13 protein-coding genes and 1 pseudogene are annotated in these 14,918 nt (G+C 73.1%); 10 read left to right on the forward strand and 4 right to left on the reverse strand.

The features are described from left to right. The first annotated feature begins 19 nt into the window (after positions 1-19). The 3 genes from ACFQW6_RS21275 (at position 20) to ACFQW6_RS21285 (ending at position 4,151) form a co-directional block, all read left to right on the forward strand. Positions 20-1,867, forward strand: a complete 1,848-nt coding sequence (locus ACFQW6_RS21275) for a helix-turn-helix domain-containing protein (RefSeq protein ID WP_378550378.1) — start codon at positions 20-22, stop codon at positions 1,865-1,867. Between the two features lie 96 nt (positions 1,868-1,963). Then, positions 1,964-2,734: a 3-hydroxybutyrate dehydrogenase gene (locus ACFQW6_RS21280; protein ID WP_378550381.1), complete on the forward strand. Its 771-nt coding sequence runs from the start codon at positions 1,964-1,966 to the stop codon at positions 2,732-2,734. A gap of 46 nt (positions 2,735-2,780) precedes the next feature. Beyond that, positions 2,781-4,151: an MFS transporter gene (locus tag ACFQW6_RS21285; RefSeq protein ID WP_378550384.1), complete on the forward strand. Its 1,371-nt coding sequence runs from the start codon at positions 2,781-2,783 to the stop codon at positions 4,149-4,151. Positions 4,152-4,215: 64 nt separating this feature from the next. Here the strand turns inward: ACFQW6_RS21285 and ACFQW6_RS21290 are convergent, their stop codons facing one another. Beyond that, complete coding sequence (locus tag ACFQW6_RS21290; protein ID WP_378550387.1) at positions 4,216-6,327, reverse strand: S8 family serine peptidase; 2,112 nt, start codon at positions 6,325-6,327, stop codon at positions 4,216-4,218. A 211-nt stretch (positions 6,328-6,538) separates the two neighbouring features. Here ACFQW6_RS21290 and ACFQW6_RS21295 point away from each other — a divergent pair, with 211 nt between their 5' ends. After that, positions 6,539-6,934 (forward strand): cold-shock protein, encoded by a 396-nt coding sequence (locus ACFQW6_RS21295; RefSeq protein ID WP_378550390.1) that lies wholly within the window; start codon positions 6,539-6,541, stop codon positions 6,932-6,934. Between the two features lie 34 nt (positions 6,935-6,968). Here the strand turns inward: ACFQW6_RS21295 and ACFQW6_RS21300 are convergent, their stop codons facing one another. Next, the gene (locus tag ACFQW6_RS21300) at positions 6,969-8,426 is read right to left on the reverse strand and encodes an MFS transporter (RefSeq protein ID WP_378550393.1); all 1,458 of its coding nucleotides are present in this window, start codon (positions 8,424-8,426) and stop codon (positions 6,969-6,971) included. Between the two features lie 111 nt (positions 8,427-8,537). On the opposite strand from ACFQW6_RS21300, the gene ACFQW6_RS21305 reads away from it, so the two are divergent. Continuing rightward, the gene (locus ACFQW6_RS21305; RefSeq protein ID WP_378550396.1) at positions 8,538-9,332 is read left to right on the forward strand and encodes a DUF3027 domain-containing protein; all 795 of its coding nucleotides are present in this window, start codon (positions 8,538-8,540) and stop codon (positions 9,330-9,332) included. Positions 9,333-9,360: 28 nt separating this feature from the next. On the opposite strand, the gene ACFQW6_RS21310 is transcribed toward ACFQW6_RS21305, so the two are convergent. Both ACFQW6_RS21310 and ACFQW6_RS21315 read right to left on the reverse strand, forming a co-directional pair. After that, complete coding sequence (locus tag ACFQW6_RS21310) at positions 9,361-9,957, reverse strand: class I SAM-dependent methyltransferase (RefSeq protein ID WP_378550399.1); 597 nt, start codon at positions 9,955-9,957, stop codon at positions 9,361-9,363. Between the two features lie 10 nt (positions 9,958-9,967). Further along, positions 9,968-10,255 carry a DUF2530 domain-containing protein gene (locus tag ACFQW6_RS21315; protein ID WP_378550402.1) on the reverse strand — a complete coding sequence of 96 codons (288 nt, stop codon included), beginning with the start codon at positions 10,253-10,255 and terminating at the stop codon, positions 9,968-9,970. Positions 10,256-10,319: 64 nt separating this feature from the next. Here ACFQW6_RS21315 and ACFQW6_RS21320 point away from each other — a divergent pair, with 64 nt between their 5' ends. From ACFQW6_RS21320 to rpsG, 5 genes and pseudogenes are all read left to right on the forward strand, one after another. After that, complete coding sequence (locus ACFQW6_RS21320) at positions 10,320-11,807, forward strand: NCS2 family permease (RefSeq protein ID WP_378550405.1); 1,488 nt, start codon at positions 10,320-10,322, stop codon at positions 11,805-11,807. Between the two features lie 175 nt (positions 11,808-11,982). Next, positions 11,983-12,426, forward strand: coding sequence for a MarR family winged helix-turn-helix transcriptional regulator (locus ACFQW6_RS21325; protein WP_378550408.1), 444 nt, complete (start codon positions 11,983-11,985; stop codon positions 12,424-12,426). A 56-nt stretch (positions 12,427-12,482) separates the two neighbouring features. After that, a pseudogene (locus tag ACFQW6_RS21330) lies at positions 12,483-13,739 on the forward strand (MFS transporter); the annotation flags it as partial. 197 nt (positions 13,740-13,936) lie between these two features. Then, positions 13,937-14,308, forward strand: coding sequence for a 30S ribosomal protein S12 (gene rpsL, locus ACFQW6_RS21335; protein WP_056906817.1), 372 nt, complete (start codon positions 13,937-13,939; stop codon positions 14,306-14,308). After that, the gene (gene rpsG, locus ACFQW6_RS21340) at positions 14,308-14,778 is read left to right on the forward strand and encodes a 30S ribosomal protein S7 (RefSeq protein WP_186342483.1); all 471 of its coding nucleotides are present in this window, start codon (positions 14,308-14,310) and stop codon (positions 14,776-14,778) included. The genes rpsL and rpsG overlap by 1 nt, the downstream gene beginning before the upstream one ends. Positions 14,779-14,918: the final 140 nt, after the last annotated feature.

A 14,918-nucleotide genomic window follows, 5' to 3' on the forward strand; every position in this document is an offset into this window, starting at 1 on the left:
ACGGGGCAGGATGTGCGACGTGCCGACCTTCCTGGACCTGCTCTACGACGAGGCGCCGCTGGCCGCCTTCGACGAGCACCTCGCGCAGTGCGAGGCGCGCCTGGGCGAGGGCGATGCGACCGTGGTGCGCTCGGAGTACGACGTCGCGTTGCGGCTGCGCGACCTGATGGGACGGATGCGCTCCCGGGAGGCCGAGCTGTCCGCGCTCTACGAGACCGCCTCCGACCTCACCGCCATCCGCGACGTCGACACCATCCTCGCGGCGATCGTGCGCCGCGCGCGCCAGCTGCTGCACTGCGACATGACCTACCTCTCGCTCAACGACGAGGGGGACGGCGCCTCCTACATGAAGGTCACCGACGGAGCGCTGACGCGCGAGTTCCAGACCCTGCGGCTGCCGCTGGGCACCGGCCTGCTGGGCCTGGTCGCCCAGACCGGCGCGGCCTACTTCACCGAGGACTACGCCACGGACGAGCGGTTCGTGCACCAGGGCTACATCGACGAGGCGGTGGCCGGTGAGCAGATCCGCGCCATCCTCGGCGTGCCACTGGTCCTCGACGGCGTGGTGATCGGCGCCCTCCTCGCGGTGCACCGGTCGGTGCGCCGCTTCCCGCAGTCGGAGGTCAGCCTGCTCACCTCCTTCGCGGCCCACGCGGTGGTGGCGCTGGAGAACGCTCGCCTGTTCGCCGAGCTCGACGAGGCCAACCGGTCCCTCACCCGGCACACCGAGGCCGTCGACGCCGCCGCGCTGGCCCACGACCGGCTCACCGACCTGCTCATCGGCGGTGGAGGGGTGGCCGAGGTGGCCGAGGTGCTCTCCGGCGTCCTCCACGGCGCGGTGTCCGTGTGGACGCCCACCGGCGAGCTGTTGGCGGGGGACGACACCTCGACGTCGCGGCCGGACGCGGTGCCCGAGGCGGTCGCCGAGGCCGTGACCTCGGGCCGCTCGGTCGAGACCGGGTCGGGGCTCGTCGCCGCCGCGCTCGCCCGCACCGAGCACGTCGCCACCCTGGTCCTGCGACGCGACGAGCCGCTCGACCTCGCCGGTCGTCGTACGCTCGAGCGCGGCGCCCTGGTCACCGCGCTGGTCCTGCTCTTCGCCCGCTCCGTCACCGACGCCGAGGAGCGCCTCGGCGGCCAGCTCCTCGCCGACCTGCTGGAGTCCGACCCCGCGTCACGCGAGCGGTTGCGCGACCGCGTACGACGGCACAGCGCCAGCCTCGACGGCCCCGTGGTGGTCGCCGCCGCCACCGTCGACGGCGCCGACCGGCACCGCGCGAGTCGTGCCGCCGTGGCCCTCGCGCGGCGCAGCTCCGGCCTCGCCGGTGAGCACCGCGGCGCGGTGGTCGTCGTGGTGCCGAGCGAGGACCCCCACCGCGTGGGGGCCGAGCTGCAGGCGGCCGTGGCCGAGCTCGGGGGAGTGGCGACCGTCGGCGTCACCGGCACGAGCGACGCGCTCCACGGCGACCGGCTGGTCACGGCCCACGACGAGGCACGGCGCTGCCTCGACACGCTGGTGCGCCTCGGCCGCCGCGGCGCCGTGAGCGACCCGGCGGGCCTCGGCGTGGCGCGCCTGCTCCTCGGTGACAACGACCCCGGGCACGTCACCGCCTTCATCGAGGCCACGATCGGCCCCGTGCGGGGGTGGGACGAGCGTCGGGGGACCGGTCTGGTGGCCACGCTCGAGGCGTGGTTCGCGAGCGGGGGCCACCTCAAGGACACCGCGGCCGCGCTGCACGTGCACCCCAACACCGTGACGCAGCGGCTCGAGCGCGTCGGGGAGCTCCTCGGCGCAGGATGGCGCGCGCCCGAGCGGGCGCTGGACCTGCAGCTCGCGCTCCGGCTGGCCCGGTTGCAGGACGGCTGACCACGCTGACGGTGTGGCTCGCCCACATGCTCCACCCTCAACTGTGGCCACCGATCCCATGTGCTCCCCGTCACTCCGCTCCCTACGGTGAGGGCCATGACCACCGTCACCCCCGTCGCACCCCCCGCCCTCACCGGACGCCGGGCCCTGGTGACGGGCGCCGCCAGCGGCATCGGTGCAGCGGTCGCGGCCCGGCTCGCCGAGGCCGGCGCCGAGGTCCACCTGCTCGACCGCGACGACGAGGGCGTCGCCAAGGTCGCCGCCCAGGTGCACGGCACCCCGCACGTCGTCGACCTCACCGACGAGGCGGCGATCGCCGCCCTCGACCTCGACGTCGACATCCTCGTCAACAACGCCGGCATCCAGCACGTCGCCCCGGTCGAGGAGTTCGACCCCGAGCGGTTCCGTGCGATCCACGCGCTGATGCTGCACGCGCCGTTCCTGCTGGCGCGCCGCGTCCTGCCCGGCATGTACGCCCGGGGGTGGGGCCGGCTCGTCCACGTCTCGAGCGTCCACGGCCACCGCGCGTCGGCCTACAAGTCGGCGTACGTCAGCGCCAAGCACGGCCTCGAGGGACTCTCCAAGGTCATCGCCCTCGAGGCGGCCGACAAGGGCGTCACCAGCAACACCGTCTGCCCCGGCTACGTCCGCACGCCGCTGGTCGAGGGCCAGCTCACCGACCAGGCGCGCGCCCACGGCATCGCCGAGGACGAGGTCCTCGACTCCGTCCTGCTCGCCCGCACCCCGCTCAAGCGGCTCGTCGAGCCCGAGGAGGTCGCCGACGCGGTGGCCTTCCTGTGCAGCCCGGCCGCCACCTCGATGACCGGGACCTCCCTCTCCCTCGACGGCGGCTGGACCGCCGCCTAGCCCCACCCCGCCACGCCTCCTCTTCTCCCCCCACGAAAGGCACGTCATGAGCACCGACACCACCAGCACCGCCGGACGCGGGGCGTCCGGCACCGAGCCGGAACGCACCAGCATCGTCAAGGTCGTCTTCGCCTCGCTGATCGGCACTGCCGTCGAGTGGTACGACTTCTTCCTCTACGGCTCCGCTGCGGCGCTCGTCTTCGGCACGCTGTTCTTCCCCGAGAGCGAGCCCGCCACCGCGACGCTGCTGGCCTTCGGCACCTACGCGCTCGGCTTCGTCGCCCGTCCCCTCGGCGGCATCGTCTTCGGGCACTTCGGCGACAAGGTCGGGCGCAAGAAGATGCTCGTCGCGTCGCTCTTCCTCATGGGCCTCGCGACCTTCGCCATCGGCCTGCTGCCGACCTACGCCTCCATCGGCGTCGCCGCGCCGCTGCTGCTGCTGACCTGCCGCCTGCTGCAGGGCTTCGCGGTCGGCGGGGAGTGGGGTGGTGCCGTCCTGATGGCCGCCGAGCACGGCGACGACTCGCAGCGCGGCTTCTGGTCCTCGTGGCCGCAGGCCGGGGTGGCGCTGGGCAACCTGTTCGCCACCGGTGTGCTGTGGGTGCTCGCGGCCGTGCAGTCCGACGCCGCCTTCGAGTCCTGGGGCTGGCGCGTGCCGTTCCTGCTGAGCGCCGTGCTGGTCGCGGTCGGCCTGTGGGTGCGCCTCTCGATCGAGGAGTCCCCGGTCTTCACCGAGGCCAAGGCCGAGCTCGCGACCAAGGAGACCCCGCACCTGCCGCTCGTCGAGGTCTTCCGCAAGTACCCCAAGGAGGTCCTGGTGGCCATGGGGATGCGGATGGCCGAGAACATCTCCTACTACCTGTTCACGATCATCTCGATCTCGTTCCTCACCATCTACGCCGGCACCGCGGACGACAAGTCCCTGATCCTGAAGGCCCTGCTCATCGGCTCCGTGGTGCACTTCGTGACCATCCCGCTGGTCGGGGCGCTCAGCGACCGGGTCGGGCGTCGACCCCTCTACCTCGTCGGCGCCGTCGGCGTGGCGGCCTGGTCGTGGGTCTTCTTCGACCTGATCGCCTCGCGCTCCGAGGGCAAGATCATCCTCGCGATCGTCGTCGGCCTCGTCCTGCACGCGCTGATGTACGCCCCGCAGGCGGCGTTCTTCTCGGAGCTCTTCGGCACCTCGGTCCGCTACACCGGTGCCTCCGTCGGCTACCAGCTGGCCTCGATCTTCGCGGGCGCCCTCGCCCCGATCATCGCGATCGAGCTGCTCGGCGACGCGAGCGAGGGGGTCACCAACGTGCCCAAGGTGGCGATGTACATGACGATCGCGTCGGTGATCACCGTCATCGCCGTGCTGGTCGCCCACGAGACCAAGGCGACCTCGCTGCGCCACGACCGGGTGCTCCAGGACTGAGCTGCCCGCCCGTGCACGGGCCGTCGTCCCACCGGGACGGCGGCCCGTCGGCGTACGGGGGAGGTCAGCGGGTCAGGGCGACCGGCACGCGGGTGACGCCGCCGCGGGCGCCCAGCCAGACCAGCATGCCGTCGTCGAGCCGGCCGGGGGCGGTGGGGCCGGAGACCGTGATCGTGAAGTCGGCAGACTCACCGGGGGCGAGTCGTACGGCGAGGGGCTGCACCCGCACGCGGTGCGAGGTGAAGCCGCGGGTGGTGACCGAGAAGTACTCCGGTCGGGTGCCGATGTTGGTCACCGTGCGCACCGCGCGGCGCTGCCGCGCCGGCATCAGGAGCGACGTCGTGTTGAGGGTCGCGAGGGAGTGGCGGCGCATCGCACGGCGCCACTGCTCGGGAGCGACCTCGAGCGCGAGGTGCGCGGTGGGCGCGCGGCTCGGGAGGGCACCGGCGCCCTGCTCGAGGACGGAGGAGCCGGGGATCGGGCGCGCCGACGTCGCGAGGAGCGACCGGACGACCGAGGCCGACCGGTCCGGGTGCTCGCCGAGGACGAGCGCCGCGAGCCCGCTCGCGTGGGCGGTGGCCGCGGAGCTGCCGCTGAAGACGCCCCAGGTCCGGCCGGTGGACTGCGGCAGGGCACCGAGCACGGCGTCGCCGTCGGCCACGGCGTCCGGCTTGACCGACGTCCCGCGGGGGTCGCCGGCGGCACTCCATCGGGCCGTACGTCGCGTCCCGGGGTCGCCGGCGACGCGGGAGACCGTCACCCGCGTCCCGGGGTGGCGCGACACCCAGCGGCTGAACGTCCGACCCGCCGACGCGGACAGGTGGACGGTCGGGACGGAGTGGAGGTCGGCGGTCACCGAGCCGGGGCGGCGGTTGACGAGCACCATGGCGCGGCCACCGGCCTGGGCGACGGACTCGGACTTGTCGATGCGCCCGATCGTGCCCCGCTGGCAGACCACGACCCGGTCGGCGACCAGGCGCGAGTCGAGGGCCCCGAGCCGGCACTGCGCGGCCGCGCGTCGCGACGCCCCGGGTGCGGCCGCGTCCTGGGCCAGCACGGCGCGACCTCGCACGGTCGCGGGGCGGCCGCCGCCGTCCCACGACCGGCCGCCGGGCAGCACGACCCGGCCTCGGGACATCCGGCCGACGGCGGCGCCGACGGTGGTGACCCACGGCGCCGGGTGCGCGGCGTAGGCCGACGCGCCTGTGTTGCCGGACGCGCCGATGACGACCACGTCGGCCTCGGCGGCGCCGAGCAGGGCCACCTGCAGGGTGTCGATGAGCTCGCCCCCGGCGAGGGCGAGGCTGAGGACGTCGACGCCATCGGCGACCGCGGCGTCGACCGCGGACACGACGTCGGCGGTCGAGCAACCGTCGTCGGCGGGGTCGGGTGCTCCCCAGCAGGCCTTGTAGGCGGCGACGCGCGCCTGCGGGGCGACGCCGCCGAAGAAGCCGGCGTCGCGGTCGTCGACGCGGACGCTGACACCGGCGTTGCCGGCCGCGACGGAGGAGACCTGCGTTCCGTGGCCGAGCGCGTCGCGGGGGGACAGCGACTCCGACGACCTGACGCGGTCCGCGCCGAACCCGTCGACGTACCAGCGCGCGCCGACGATCTTGCGGGTGCAGTCATCGGCCCCCCAGCCGTCACCCTCGGCGCACGCGCCGGCGAATCCCTCGGGGTCGGCGCCGAGGCCCGGGACCTCCGCGAACGCGGGCGACTCCGGCGCGATGCCCGAGTCGACGACACCGATCACCACGCCGGCCCCGCCGCGCAGGCGCGGGCTGGCCGCGGCGCCACGGACGGCGGCGAACGAGGTGCGGCCGGCCATCGGTCGGATGGAGTCGGCCTCGACCGAGGCGACGCCGGGCTGGTTGGCGAGGGCGGCCAGCTGGGCCTCGGTCAGCCGCACGGCGAAGCCGTTGAGCGCGGTGGTCCAGCGGTAGACGGGTGCGCTGGCGCCGACGGCGGTGAGCACGGCGTCCTGCTCGGCCACCAGCTCGGGCGCCTCCGCGCGGCCGGCGGCGGTGCCGCCACCGTTCATCGTCACGAGGGCGAGGTCGCCCGGCGTGGCAGGGGGCGGGGCGTCGTCGGCGGTCGCGACGGCGGGGACGGACAGGCCGAGGGCGAGCGCGAGCAGGCCGCAGCCGATCAACCGTCTGGTCCGTCGTGTCCGCACGTGTCTCTCCCGCTCAGCAGCTCTGGTCGCCCTCCGCCCCCAGCGGTGGGGCCCCGAGCCTCCCATGGTCCCAGCAGTGGCGTCACCAAATCAAAGCCGTCCCCCGGCACCGGGACCACAACCCGTTGGTCGGGGGTCGGTGGCGCCCCCTATCCTGTGCCCGGCCGCGTGGAACCGCGCGGGACGAGTGCTGAGCTGAGTGGGGTGGACCGTGCCGAGTGGCAAGGTGAAGTGGTACGACGCTGAGAAGGGCTTCGGCTTCCTGTCGCAGGAGGACGGCCCGGACGTCTACGTCCACGCCGAGGCGCTGCCCGAAGGCACGACCACGCTCAAGGCCGGCACGAAGGTCGAGTTCGGCATCGCCCAGGGCCGCCGCGGCGACCAGGCACTGCAGGTGCGCGTCCTCGACGCCCCCGCCTCGGTCGCGCGCAACCAGCGCAACGCCCAGCGCAAGCAGCCGGAGACGATGGTGACGATCGTCGAGGACCTCATCAAGATGCTCGAGGGCGTGGAGGAGACCTACCGCCGCGGCCGGCACCCCGAGCGCGCGGCGGCGCGTGGCACGGCGAAGGTGCTGCGCGCCCTCGCCGACGAGCTCGACACCTGATCGACCGCGACGTCGGTCGCGACGGCCTGCGTCCTCAGGTGGGCGCCGGTCGTGACGCCCGGTCCGAGCGGCTGAGCAGCACGAACGCCGCCCACAGTCCCAGGACCCCGGCTGCGATGCCGAGGCCGAGCTGCGGCATCAGCGGCATCGCGATGCCCACGAAGCCGCCGATGACCCACGCCAGCTGCAGGGTGGTGTCGGAGCGGGCGAAGGCGCTGGCCTGGATGCGGCTGGGGATGTCGCGCTGGATCGTCGAGTCGAGCGACAGCTTGGCGAGCGACTGCGCGAGGCCCGCCGTCAGTCCGAGCAGCACGAGGGTGGCGAGCCCGTAGAACACCGCCGCCAGGGTGGCGACGACGACGTCGGCCAGCAGGGCGAGCACGACCGTCACCGCGGGGTTGAGGCGTCTGAGCAGCGACCCGATCGTGATGCCGATGGTGTTGCCGAGGCCCGCCGCGCCGATCACGAGCCCCAGCAGCACCTCGGGCCGCCAGTCGCCGATCGGGTTGTCGCGCAGCAGGAACGCCATGAACATCGTGAGGAAGCCCGAGAGCCACCGGGGGCCGCAGTTGGCCCGCAGCGCGAACGCCACCGCCCCGGGAATGCGGGTGCGCGGTCGGCGGCCGGTGCGCACCTCGTCGGTCGAGCCGGTCAGCACCATCTCGCCCTCGCCCTGGCTCGCGTCGACCTGCTGCGGCAGCCGGATCGCCCAGATCGTCGCGAGCACGAAGACCAGGAAGCCGTAGCGCAGCGACCACTCCGGGCCGAAGGTCGAGGCGAGGATCGCGAGGGGCGCGGACAGGCCCGCGCCCACCACACCCGCGAGCGACACCCGGGCGTTGGCCTTGACCAGCGTCAGGTCGGGCGGCAGCAGCCGGGGGACCGCGGCGGCGCGCGTGACGCCGTACGCCTTCGACGCGACGAGGCAGCCCAGCGCCGCCGGGAACAGCCAGTCGGACTCGGTGACCACAGCCGTCGCCAGCACCCAGCAGAGGAAGCAGCGGATCGCCATGGTCGCTCCCACGGCCCACCGCCGGCCGTGGCTGAAGCGGTCGAGGAACGGGCCGATCAGTGGCGCGACGATCGCGAAGGGCAGCATCGTCAGGCCCAGGAACAGCGCGACCTGGCCGCGCGCCTCCCCGGTCGGGACCTGGAAGAACAGGGTGCCGGCGAGCGAGATGGCGACGGCAGCGTCACCGGCGGCGTTGAAGGCGTGGAGCTCGATCAGGCGCGAGAGCCCCGAGTCGCCGGCGCCCTCCGCGCGGGTGGCCCGCCGCGTCTGCGCGACCGCGAACTGCCCGGCGGTCCCCGCGCCCCGACCGGCCGCCCGGGCTCCTCGCGCTGCCCCGGCGAACGAGCGTCGTACGGCTCCAGGGCGGGGTGCGCCGGCTCCTGCCCCGCGTGTGTCGGCGCCCGCGCGGGGCGCCTCGGTCGCGGTGTCCGAGCGCTCCGACTGCGGACCCGCGGCGGGTTCGGGGCGGTCGGACGTCACGTGCACCATCTTGGCCTACGGCCCCCACCTCCGCGCCCCACACCCGCAGGTCCGGTCGCGTCCGGCGTCCCCGACGGGACAGGACCACCAGCCATTTGCCATGATGCGCAGGTGATCGCTCTCCCCGCTCGTGCCGGCAAGCCCGACTCGGTCCTCGCCAAGGCCGTGGAGCTGGCGCGCAGCGTCGTCCTCGAGGTCGCCGAGCCGACCGACCTCGGCGACCACCTCGGCGTCCGTGCCGAGGGCGAGCGCGTCGTCACCCACCACTTCGCGTGCACCCGCCCGGGCTACCCGGGCTGGTACTGGTCGGTCACCATCACCCGCGCCAAGCGTGGCAAGGACCTGACCGTCAACGAGGTCGTCCTGCTGCCCGGCGACGAGGCCATCGTGGCGCCCGACTGGGTCCCCTACAAGGAACGCCTCCAGCCCGGCGACCTCTCGCCCGGTGACCTCCTGCCCGTCGAGGACGAGGACGCCCGGCTGGTCCCGACCTACCTCGTCGGCGACGACCCGCTCGACACGCCGCTCGACGGCGACGCCCGGGCGCAGGTGCGCCGCGTGGCCGAGGACCTCGGGCTGGGCCGCGTCCGCACCCTGAGCCGCGAGGGGCTCGACATGGCGGCCGAGCGCTGGCACGCCGGGCCCGGCGGTCCGGACGCGCCACTGGCGAAGAGCGCGCCGGAGAGCTGCTGGTCCTGCGGCTTCCTGGTCCGCCTCAACGGGTCGCTGTCGATGAGCTTCGGCGTCTGCGCCAACGGCAACGCCAACGACGACGGCCGCGTGGTCACCTTCGACCACGGCTGTGGCGCGCACTCCGAGGTCAAGCTCGCGCGCAAGCAGCAGCCCCTCCCGCTCCCGGACCACGTGCACGACACCCTGCTCGACGACGAGCTCGAGCCCCTCTGATCCGCTCGGTCCCGCCCGGGGCGTCGGCTCAGCGGCCCAGCACCCACACGGCGTAGTCGTCGACGGGCTCGTGCAGCTCGTAGCTGCCGAACCGGTGCACCACCCGCAGCCCGGCGGCCTCCACGTCGGCGACGAACTCGTCGGCGGGGTAGGTGCGGCTGCCGGCCTTGACCCCCTGCAGGTGGAAGCCCACGAGGACCCGTCCGGTCGGGGCGAGCAGGTCGCACACCCGCTGCAGCACGCTCCGCTCGCTGCCCTCGGCGAGGAAGATCATCACGTTGCCGACGAGCACCGCGAGATCGAACGCGCCCAGCTCGGCCGGGTCGAGGGCCAGGGCGTCGTGGGGGAGGACGTCGAGGTCGGCGTACGTCGCCCGGGACTGGTCGCGGAGCGCCGGATCGGGCTCGGTCGCGACGACGTCGTGGCCTCGGGCCGCCAGCTCGGCCGCCACGCGGCCCATGCCGGAGCCGATGTCGATGATGCGGGCGCCGCGGGGCACCAGGGCGTCGGCCAGCCGGGCCTCGCCGGCGACGTCGGCCCCCTGCGCGACGAGGTCGGCGAAGTGGCGGCCGTAGCCGCGGTTGTCCTCGCCCGCGAGCTCCCAGCGCGTCGGCGTACGACTCATGCGGGGGCGCTCATCGGGCCGCCTGCTGGGAGGCCCGCTCCCGGCGCCGGCGGCGGCAGTACTCCAGGCCGCACAGGCCGAGCCCGAAGCCCGCGAGGCAGGTCCACAACCACCAGGTGCGGCCGCTGTCCTCGAGCGCGCCCCAGAACGGGAGGAGCCCGAGGAAGCCCAGCAGCCACAGGGCGGTGCCGACCTCGGTCGTGCGGACCCCGTCGACGTCGAGCGGCTCGACCTGCGCCACGATGTAGGTGCGCCGACCGATCTCGTGCCGCGTCGGCTGCTCGTCACCCAGGTCCACGCGCTCACGCTACACGCGCGCAGTGGTGCCGTGCGGGCGCGTCTTCGTGACACACTGCGGTCCTGTGAGCGACCAGACGCAGGCACAGCGACAGCGACCGCAGGGCTCCGGCCTCGACGGCTACTTCCGGATCAGCGAGCGCGGCTCGTCCGTCGGCCGTGAGGTCCGCGGCGGCGTCGTGACCTTCCTGACGATGGCCTACATCATCGTGCTCAACCCGCTCATCCTCGGCTTCGTGCCCGACTCGACGGGTGCCTTCCTGGGCGGCGGGGCCGAGCCGGGCAGCGGCATCCCGGCCATCGCGGCCGGCACGGCGCTGGTCGCCGGCCTGCTGACCATCGCCATGGGCGGGTTCGCCAACTTCCCGCTCGCCCTGGCCACGGGCCTGGGCCTCAACGCGTTCGTCGCCAACACGATCGCCCGCCAGTCCACCTGGGGGGCGGCGATGGGGCTCGTCGTGCTGGAGGGCATCCTCATCCTGCTGCTGGTGCTCACCGGCTTCCGCAAGGCCGTCTTCCACGCCGTCCCGCAGCAGCTCAAGGTCGCGATCTCGGTCGGGATCGGCCTGTTCATCGCCCTCATCGGCTTCGTCGACGCCCGCGTGGTGACCCGCATCCCCGACGCGTTCCAGACCACCGTCCCGGTCCAGCTGGGCTCCGACGGCCACCTCGGCGGCTGGCCGGTGCTCGTGTTCTGCCTGGGCCTGGCGCTCATGATCGCCCTCTGGGTCCGCAAGGTGCGCGGCGCGATCCTCATCTCCATCCTGGTCACCACCGTCGTCGCCGTGGTGGTCGAGGCCATCGGCGAGCTGGGTGCCGCATCGGCCGACAACCCCACCGGCTGGTCGCTCAGCGTGCCGACCCTCAGCGGCGACGTCGTCGCCCTGCCGTCCTTCGACACCCTCGGCGAGGTCGACCTGTTCGGCGCCTTCGGCAGCGCCGGCACCGGCGTGCTGGCCGCGCTGCTCCTCGTCTTCTCGCTGCTGCTGGCCGACTTCTTCGACACGATGGGGACGATGACGGCCATCGGCGCCGAGGCCGGCCTCAACGACGAGCACGGCACGCCGCCCAACGCCCAGCGCATCCTGGTCGTCGACTCCGTCGCCGCGATCGCCGGTGGCGCGGCGGGCGTCTCGTCCAACACGTCCTACATCGAGAGCGCCTCGGGCGTCGGCGAGGGCGCCCGCACGGGCCTGGCCTCGGTCGTCACCGGGGTGCTGTTCCTGCTCGCGACCTTCTTCACGCCCCTCGTCGCGGCCATCCCGTCGGAGGCGGCCGTCGCGGCGCTGGTGCTGGTGGGCTTCCTGATGATGCAGCAGGTCACCGAGATCGACTGGCGCGACCTCGAGCTGGCCATCCCGGCGTTCCTCACCATCGTCCTGATGCCCTTCACCTACTCGATCTCGGTCGGCATCGGCGCCGGCTTCGTGGCGTACGTCTTCATCAAGGTCGTCGTCGGCAAGGCCCGCGAGGTCCACCCGATCATGTGGATCGTCGCGGCCCTCTTCGTCATCTACTTCGCCTACACGCCGATCAGCGGCTGGCTCTCCTGACCGCCTGAGGGCGCCGGGCTTCCTGCGCGGCGGATTCCCCGCTCGAGCGGGGAATCTGACTCTTGGAGGCCGTTGCAACCCCCTCCAGGAGTCGGTTTCCCCCACCAGGAGGGGCGCGACCGCTGGCTGGTCACCGCCGGAATAGTTAGCCTAAGTAATGAGTTATGCTAACGACATGCCGACCGCCGACCTCCGTACCGACGCCGGGCTCGCCTCAGAGCTCCGGGCCGGTGTCATGCGCCTGCGGCGCCGTCTCGTCTCCGAGCGCCACCCCGACAACGACCTGAGCATCCCGCAGATGGTCGTGCTGGGGCTGCTCGTGCGGATCGGCGAGCAGACCGTCGGCGACCTGGCCCGCGCCGAGCGCGTCCAGCCGCCGTCGATGACCCGCACGGTCAACTGCCTCGAGAGCGACGGCTACGTCGCGCGCCGCCCCCACGAGACCGACGGACGCCAGGTCGTCGTCTCGATCACCGACGCCGGCCGTGCCGCCGTGCTGGCCGACCGCCAGCGCCGCGACGCCTGGCTGTCCCAGCGCCTCGCCGGGCTCACGCCCGCCGAGCGCGCCACCCTCCGCGACGCGGCGCCGATCCTGGCCCGGCTCGCCGTCGCCGACTGACCACCTGACCCATGACCGACTGAGGAGTCACCACGAGTCCCACGTTCCGCTCCCTCTCCAACCCGAACTACCGCCGGTACGCCGCCGGCGGTGTCGTGTCCAACACCGGCACCTGGATGCAGCGCGTCGCCCAGGACTGGCTGGTGCTCGAGCTCGCCGCCGGTTCCGGCGCCACCGCGCTCGGCATCACGACCGGGCTGCAGTTCCTGCCTGTCCTGCTCCTGACGCCGTTCGCCGGCCTCGTCGCCGACCGGATGCCCAAGCAGCGACTGCTCCAGCTCACCAACCTCGGCATGGCGTTGCCGGCCGCCGTCCTCGGCCTGCTCGCCGTCACCGGGACGGCCGAGGTCTGGCACGTCTACGTGCTCGCCTTCGTCCTCGGCTCGGCGTCGGCCTTCGACGGCCCGGCCCGGCAGTCGTTCGTCTCCGAGCTCGTCGAGCCGGGCGACCTGACCAACGCCGTCGGCCTCAACTCCGCCAGCTTCAACGCCGCCCGGCTCGTCGGCCCCGGGCTCGCCGGCCTGCTCATCGCCGTCTTCGGCGGGGGATCGGTCGCGACCGGGTGGGTCATCCTGCTCAACGCGGTGTCGTACGCCGCCCCGATCTGGTCGCTGCGCCACCTCGACGCCAGCCGGATCGACGCCGCGGCGCCGGCCGACCGCGGGCCCGGTGCGATCCGGGAGGGCGTGGCCTACGTCCGGGCGCGCCCCGACCTGCTGCTGGTGCTGGGCCTGGTCTTCTTCGCCGGCACCTTCGGCCTCAACTTCCAGATCACCTCCGCGCTGATGGCCACCGAGGTGTACGGCAAGGGGCCCGAGGAGTTCGGCCTCCTCGGCACCTTCCTGGCCATCGGCTCGCTGACCGGTGCCCTGCTCGCCGCGCGGCGCACGCAGGTCCGCCACCGCCTCGTCGTGGGCTCCGCGCTGGCCTTCGGCACGTCGGTGATGCTGGCCGGGCTGATGCCCTCCTACCTCACCTTCGCGCTGCTCGCGCCGGTCACCGGCCTCACCGCGCTCACCTTCATCACCAGCGCCAACACCTACATGCAGCTGCACACCGACGCCGGGGTCCGCGGCCGGGTGATGGCCCTCTACCTGATGATCTTCATGGGCGGCACGCCCGTCGGCGCGCCCATCATCGGCTGGATCGGTCAGGAGTACGGCGCACGCTGGACGCTGCTGGGCGGAGGGCTGCTCACGATCGCCGGCGTGGCGCTCTCCGCGGGCCTCTACCTCAGGCTCGACCGGGCGCGGCGCGAGCGTGACCGCCACGTGCCCGAACCGGTCGTCCAGGCGGCACCAGCGGCATTTTGATTCTGCCGTGGCGCACGAGTAGCCTCAATCCTCGTGTCTGGCACGTCCAGACCCATGCCCATGCTCGGAATTCGCGGCGTCCCATGCCGCGCCCGGCTGGCCACGGAATTCGCAACAGGCACGCGCAACAACGCATGACACCCGAGCCCGGCACCGCGCCGAGCCGTGAACAGATGACAGAGAGAGGGAACCACCAGGTGCCCACCATCAACCAGCTGGTCCGCAAGGGCCGCCAGGACAAGGTGTCCAAGAACAAGACGCCTGCCCTGAAGGGATCCCCGCAGCGCCGTGGCGTCTGCACCCGCGTCTACACGACCACCCCGAAGAAGCCGAACTCCGCCCTCCGCAAGGTCGCCCGCGTGCGCCTGAGCAGTGGCGTCGAGGTCACCGCCTACATCCCGGGTGTCGGTCACAACCTGCAGGAGCACTCGATCGTGCTCGTCCGCGGCGGCCGTGTGAAGGACCTTCCCGGCGTTCGCTACAAGATCATCCGCGGCTCGCTCGACACCCAGGGTGTCAAGAACCGCAAGCAGGCCCGCAGCCGCTACGGCGCGAAGAAGGAGAAGTAATGCCTCGCAAGGGTCCCGCTCCCAAGCGCCCCCTCGTCGTCGACCCGGTCTACGGCTCCCAGCTGGTCACCCAGCTCGTGAGCAAGGTGCTGCAGGACGGCAAGAAGGCTGTGGCGCAGCGCATCGTCTACACCGCTCTCGAGGGCTGCCGCGAGAAGACCGGCACCGACCCGGTCGTCACGCTCAAGCGTGCGATGGACAACGTCAAGCCGGCCATCGAGGTCAAGTCCCGCCGCGTCGGCGGCGCGACCTACCAGGTCCCCGTCGAGGTCAAGGCCAACCGCTCCACCACGCTGGCCCTGCGCTGGCTCGTGGGCTACGCCGCCGACCGCCGCGAGAAGACCATGTCCGAGCGCCTCATGAACGAGATCCTCGACGCGAGCAACGGCCTCGGTGCCGCTGTGAAGAAGCGCGAGGACACCCACAAGATGGCCGAGTCCAACAAGGCCTTCGCCCACTACCGCTGGTGATGGCGGGGGGCCGTACGACCCGCACCGCGCGTCGTACGGCCCCTCACCCCACGAGCTCCCACCAACTTCCGAGGGACTGAGACACAACAGTGGCTGTCGACATCACCACCGACCTCAACAAGGTCCGCAACATCGGCATC

This window comes from Nocardioides sp. GCM10028917, assembly GCF_042666175.1.
In the GTDB taxonomy this organism is placed as follows: Bacteria; Actinomycetota; Actinomycetes; order Propionibacteriales; family Nocardioidaceae; genus Nocardioides.

What these genes read in the sequence shown, in the direction of transcription:
- ACFQW6_RS21280 (WP_378550381.1), top strand. Translation starts at nt 1,964, where the DNA reads ATGACCACCGTCACCCCCGTCGCACCCCCCGCCCTCACCGGACGCCGG.
- ACFQW6_RS21285 (WP_378550384.1), top strand. Translation starts at nt 2,781, where the DNA reads ATGAGCACCGACACCACCAGCACCGCCGGACGCGGGGCGTCCGGCACC.
- ACFQW6_RS21310 (WP_378550399.1), bottom strand. Translation starts at nt 9,957, where the DNA reads ATGAGTCGTACGCCGACGCGCTGGGAGCTCGCGGGCGAGGACAACCGC.
- ACFQW6_RS21325 (WP_378550408.1), top strand. Translation starts at nt 11,983, where the DNA reads ATGCCGACCGCCGACCTCCGTACCGACGCCGGGCTCGCCTCAGAGCTC.
- rpsG (WP_186342483.1), top strand. Translation starts at nt 14,308, where the DNA reads ATGCCTCGCAAGGGTCCCGCTCCCAAGCGCCCCCTCGTCGTCGACCCG.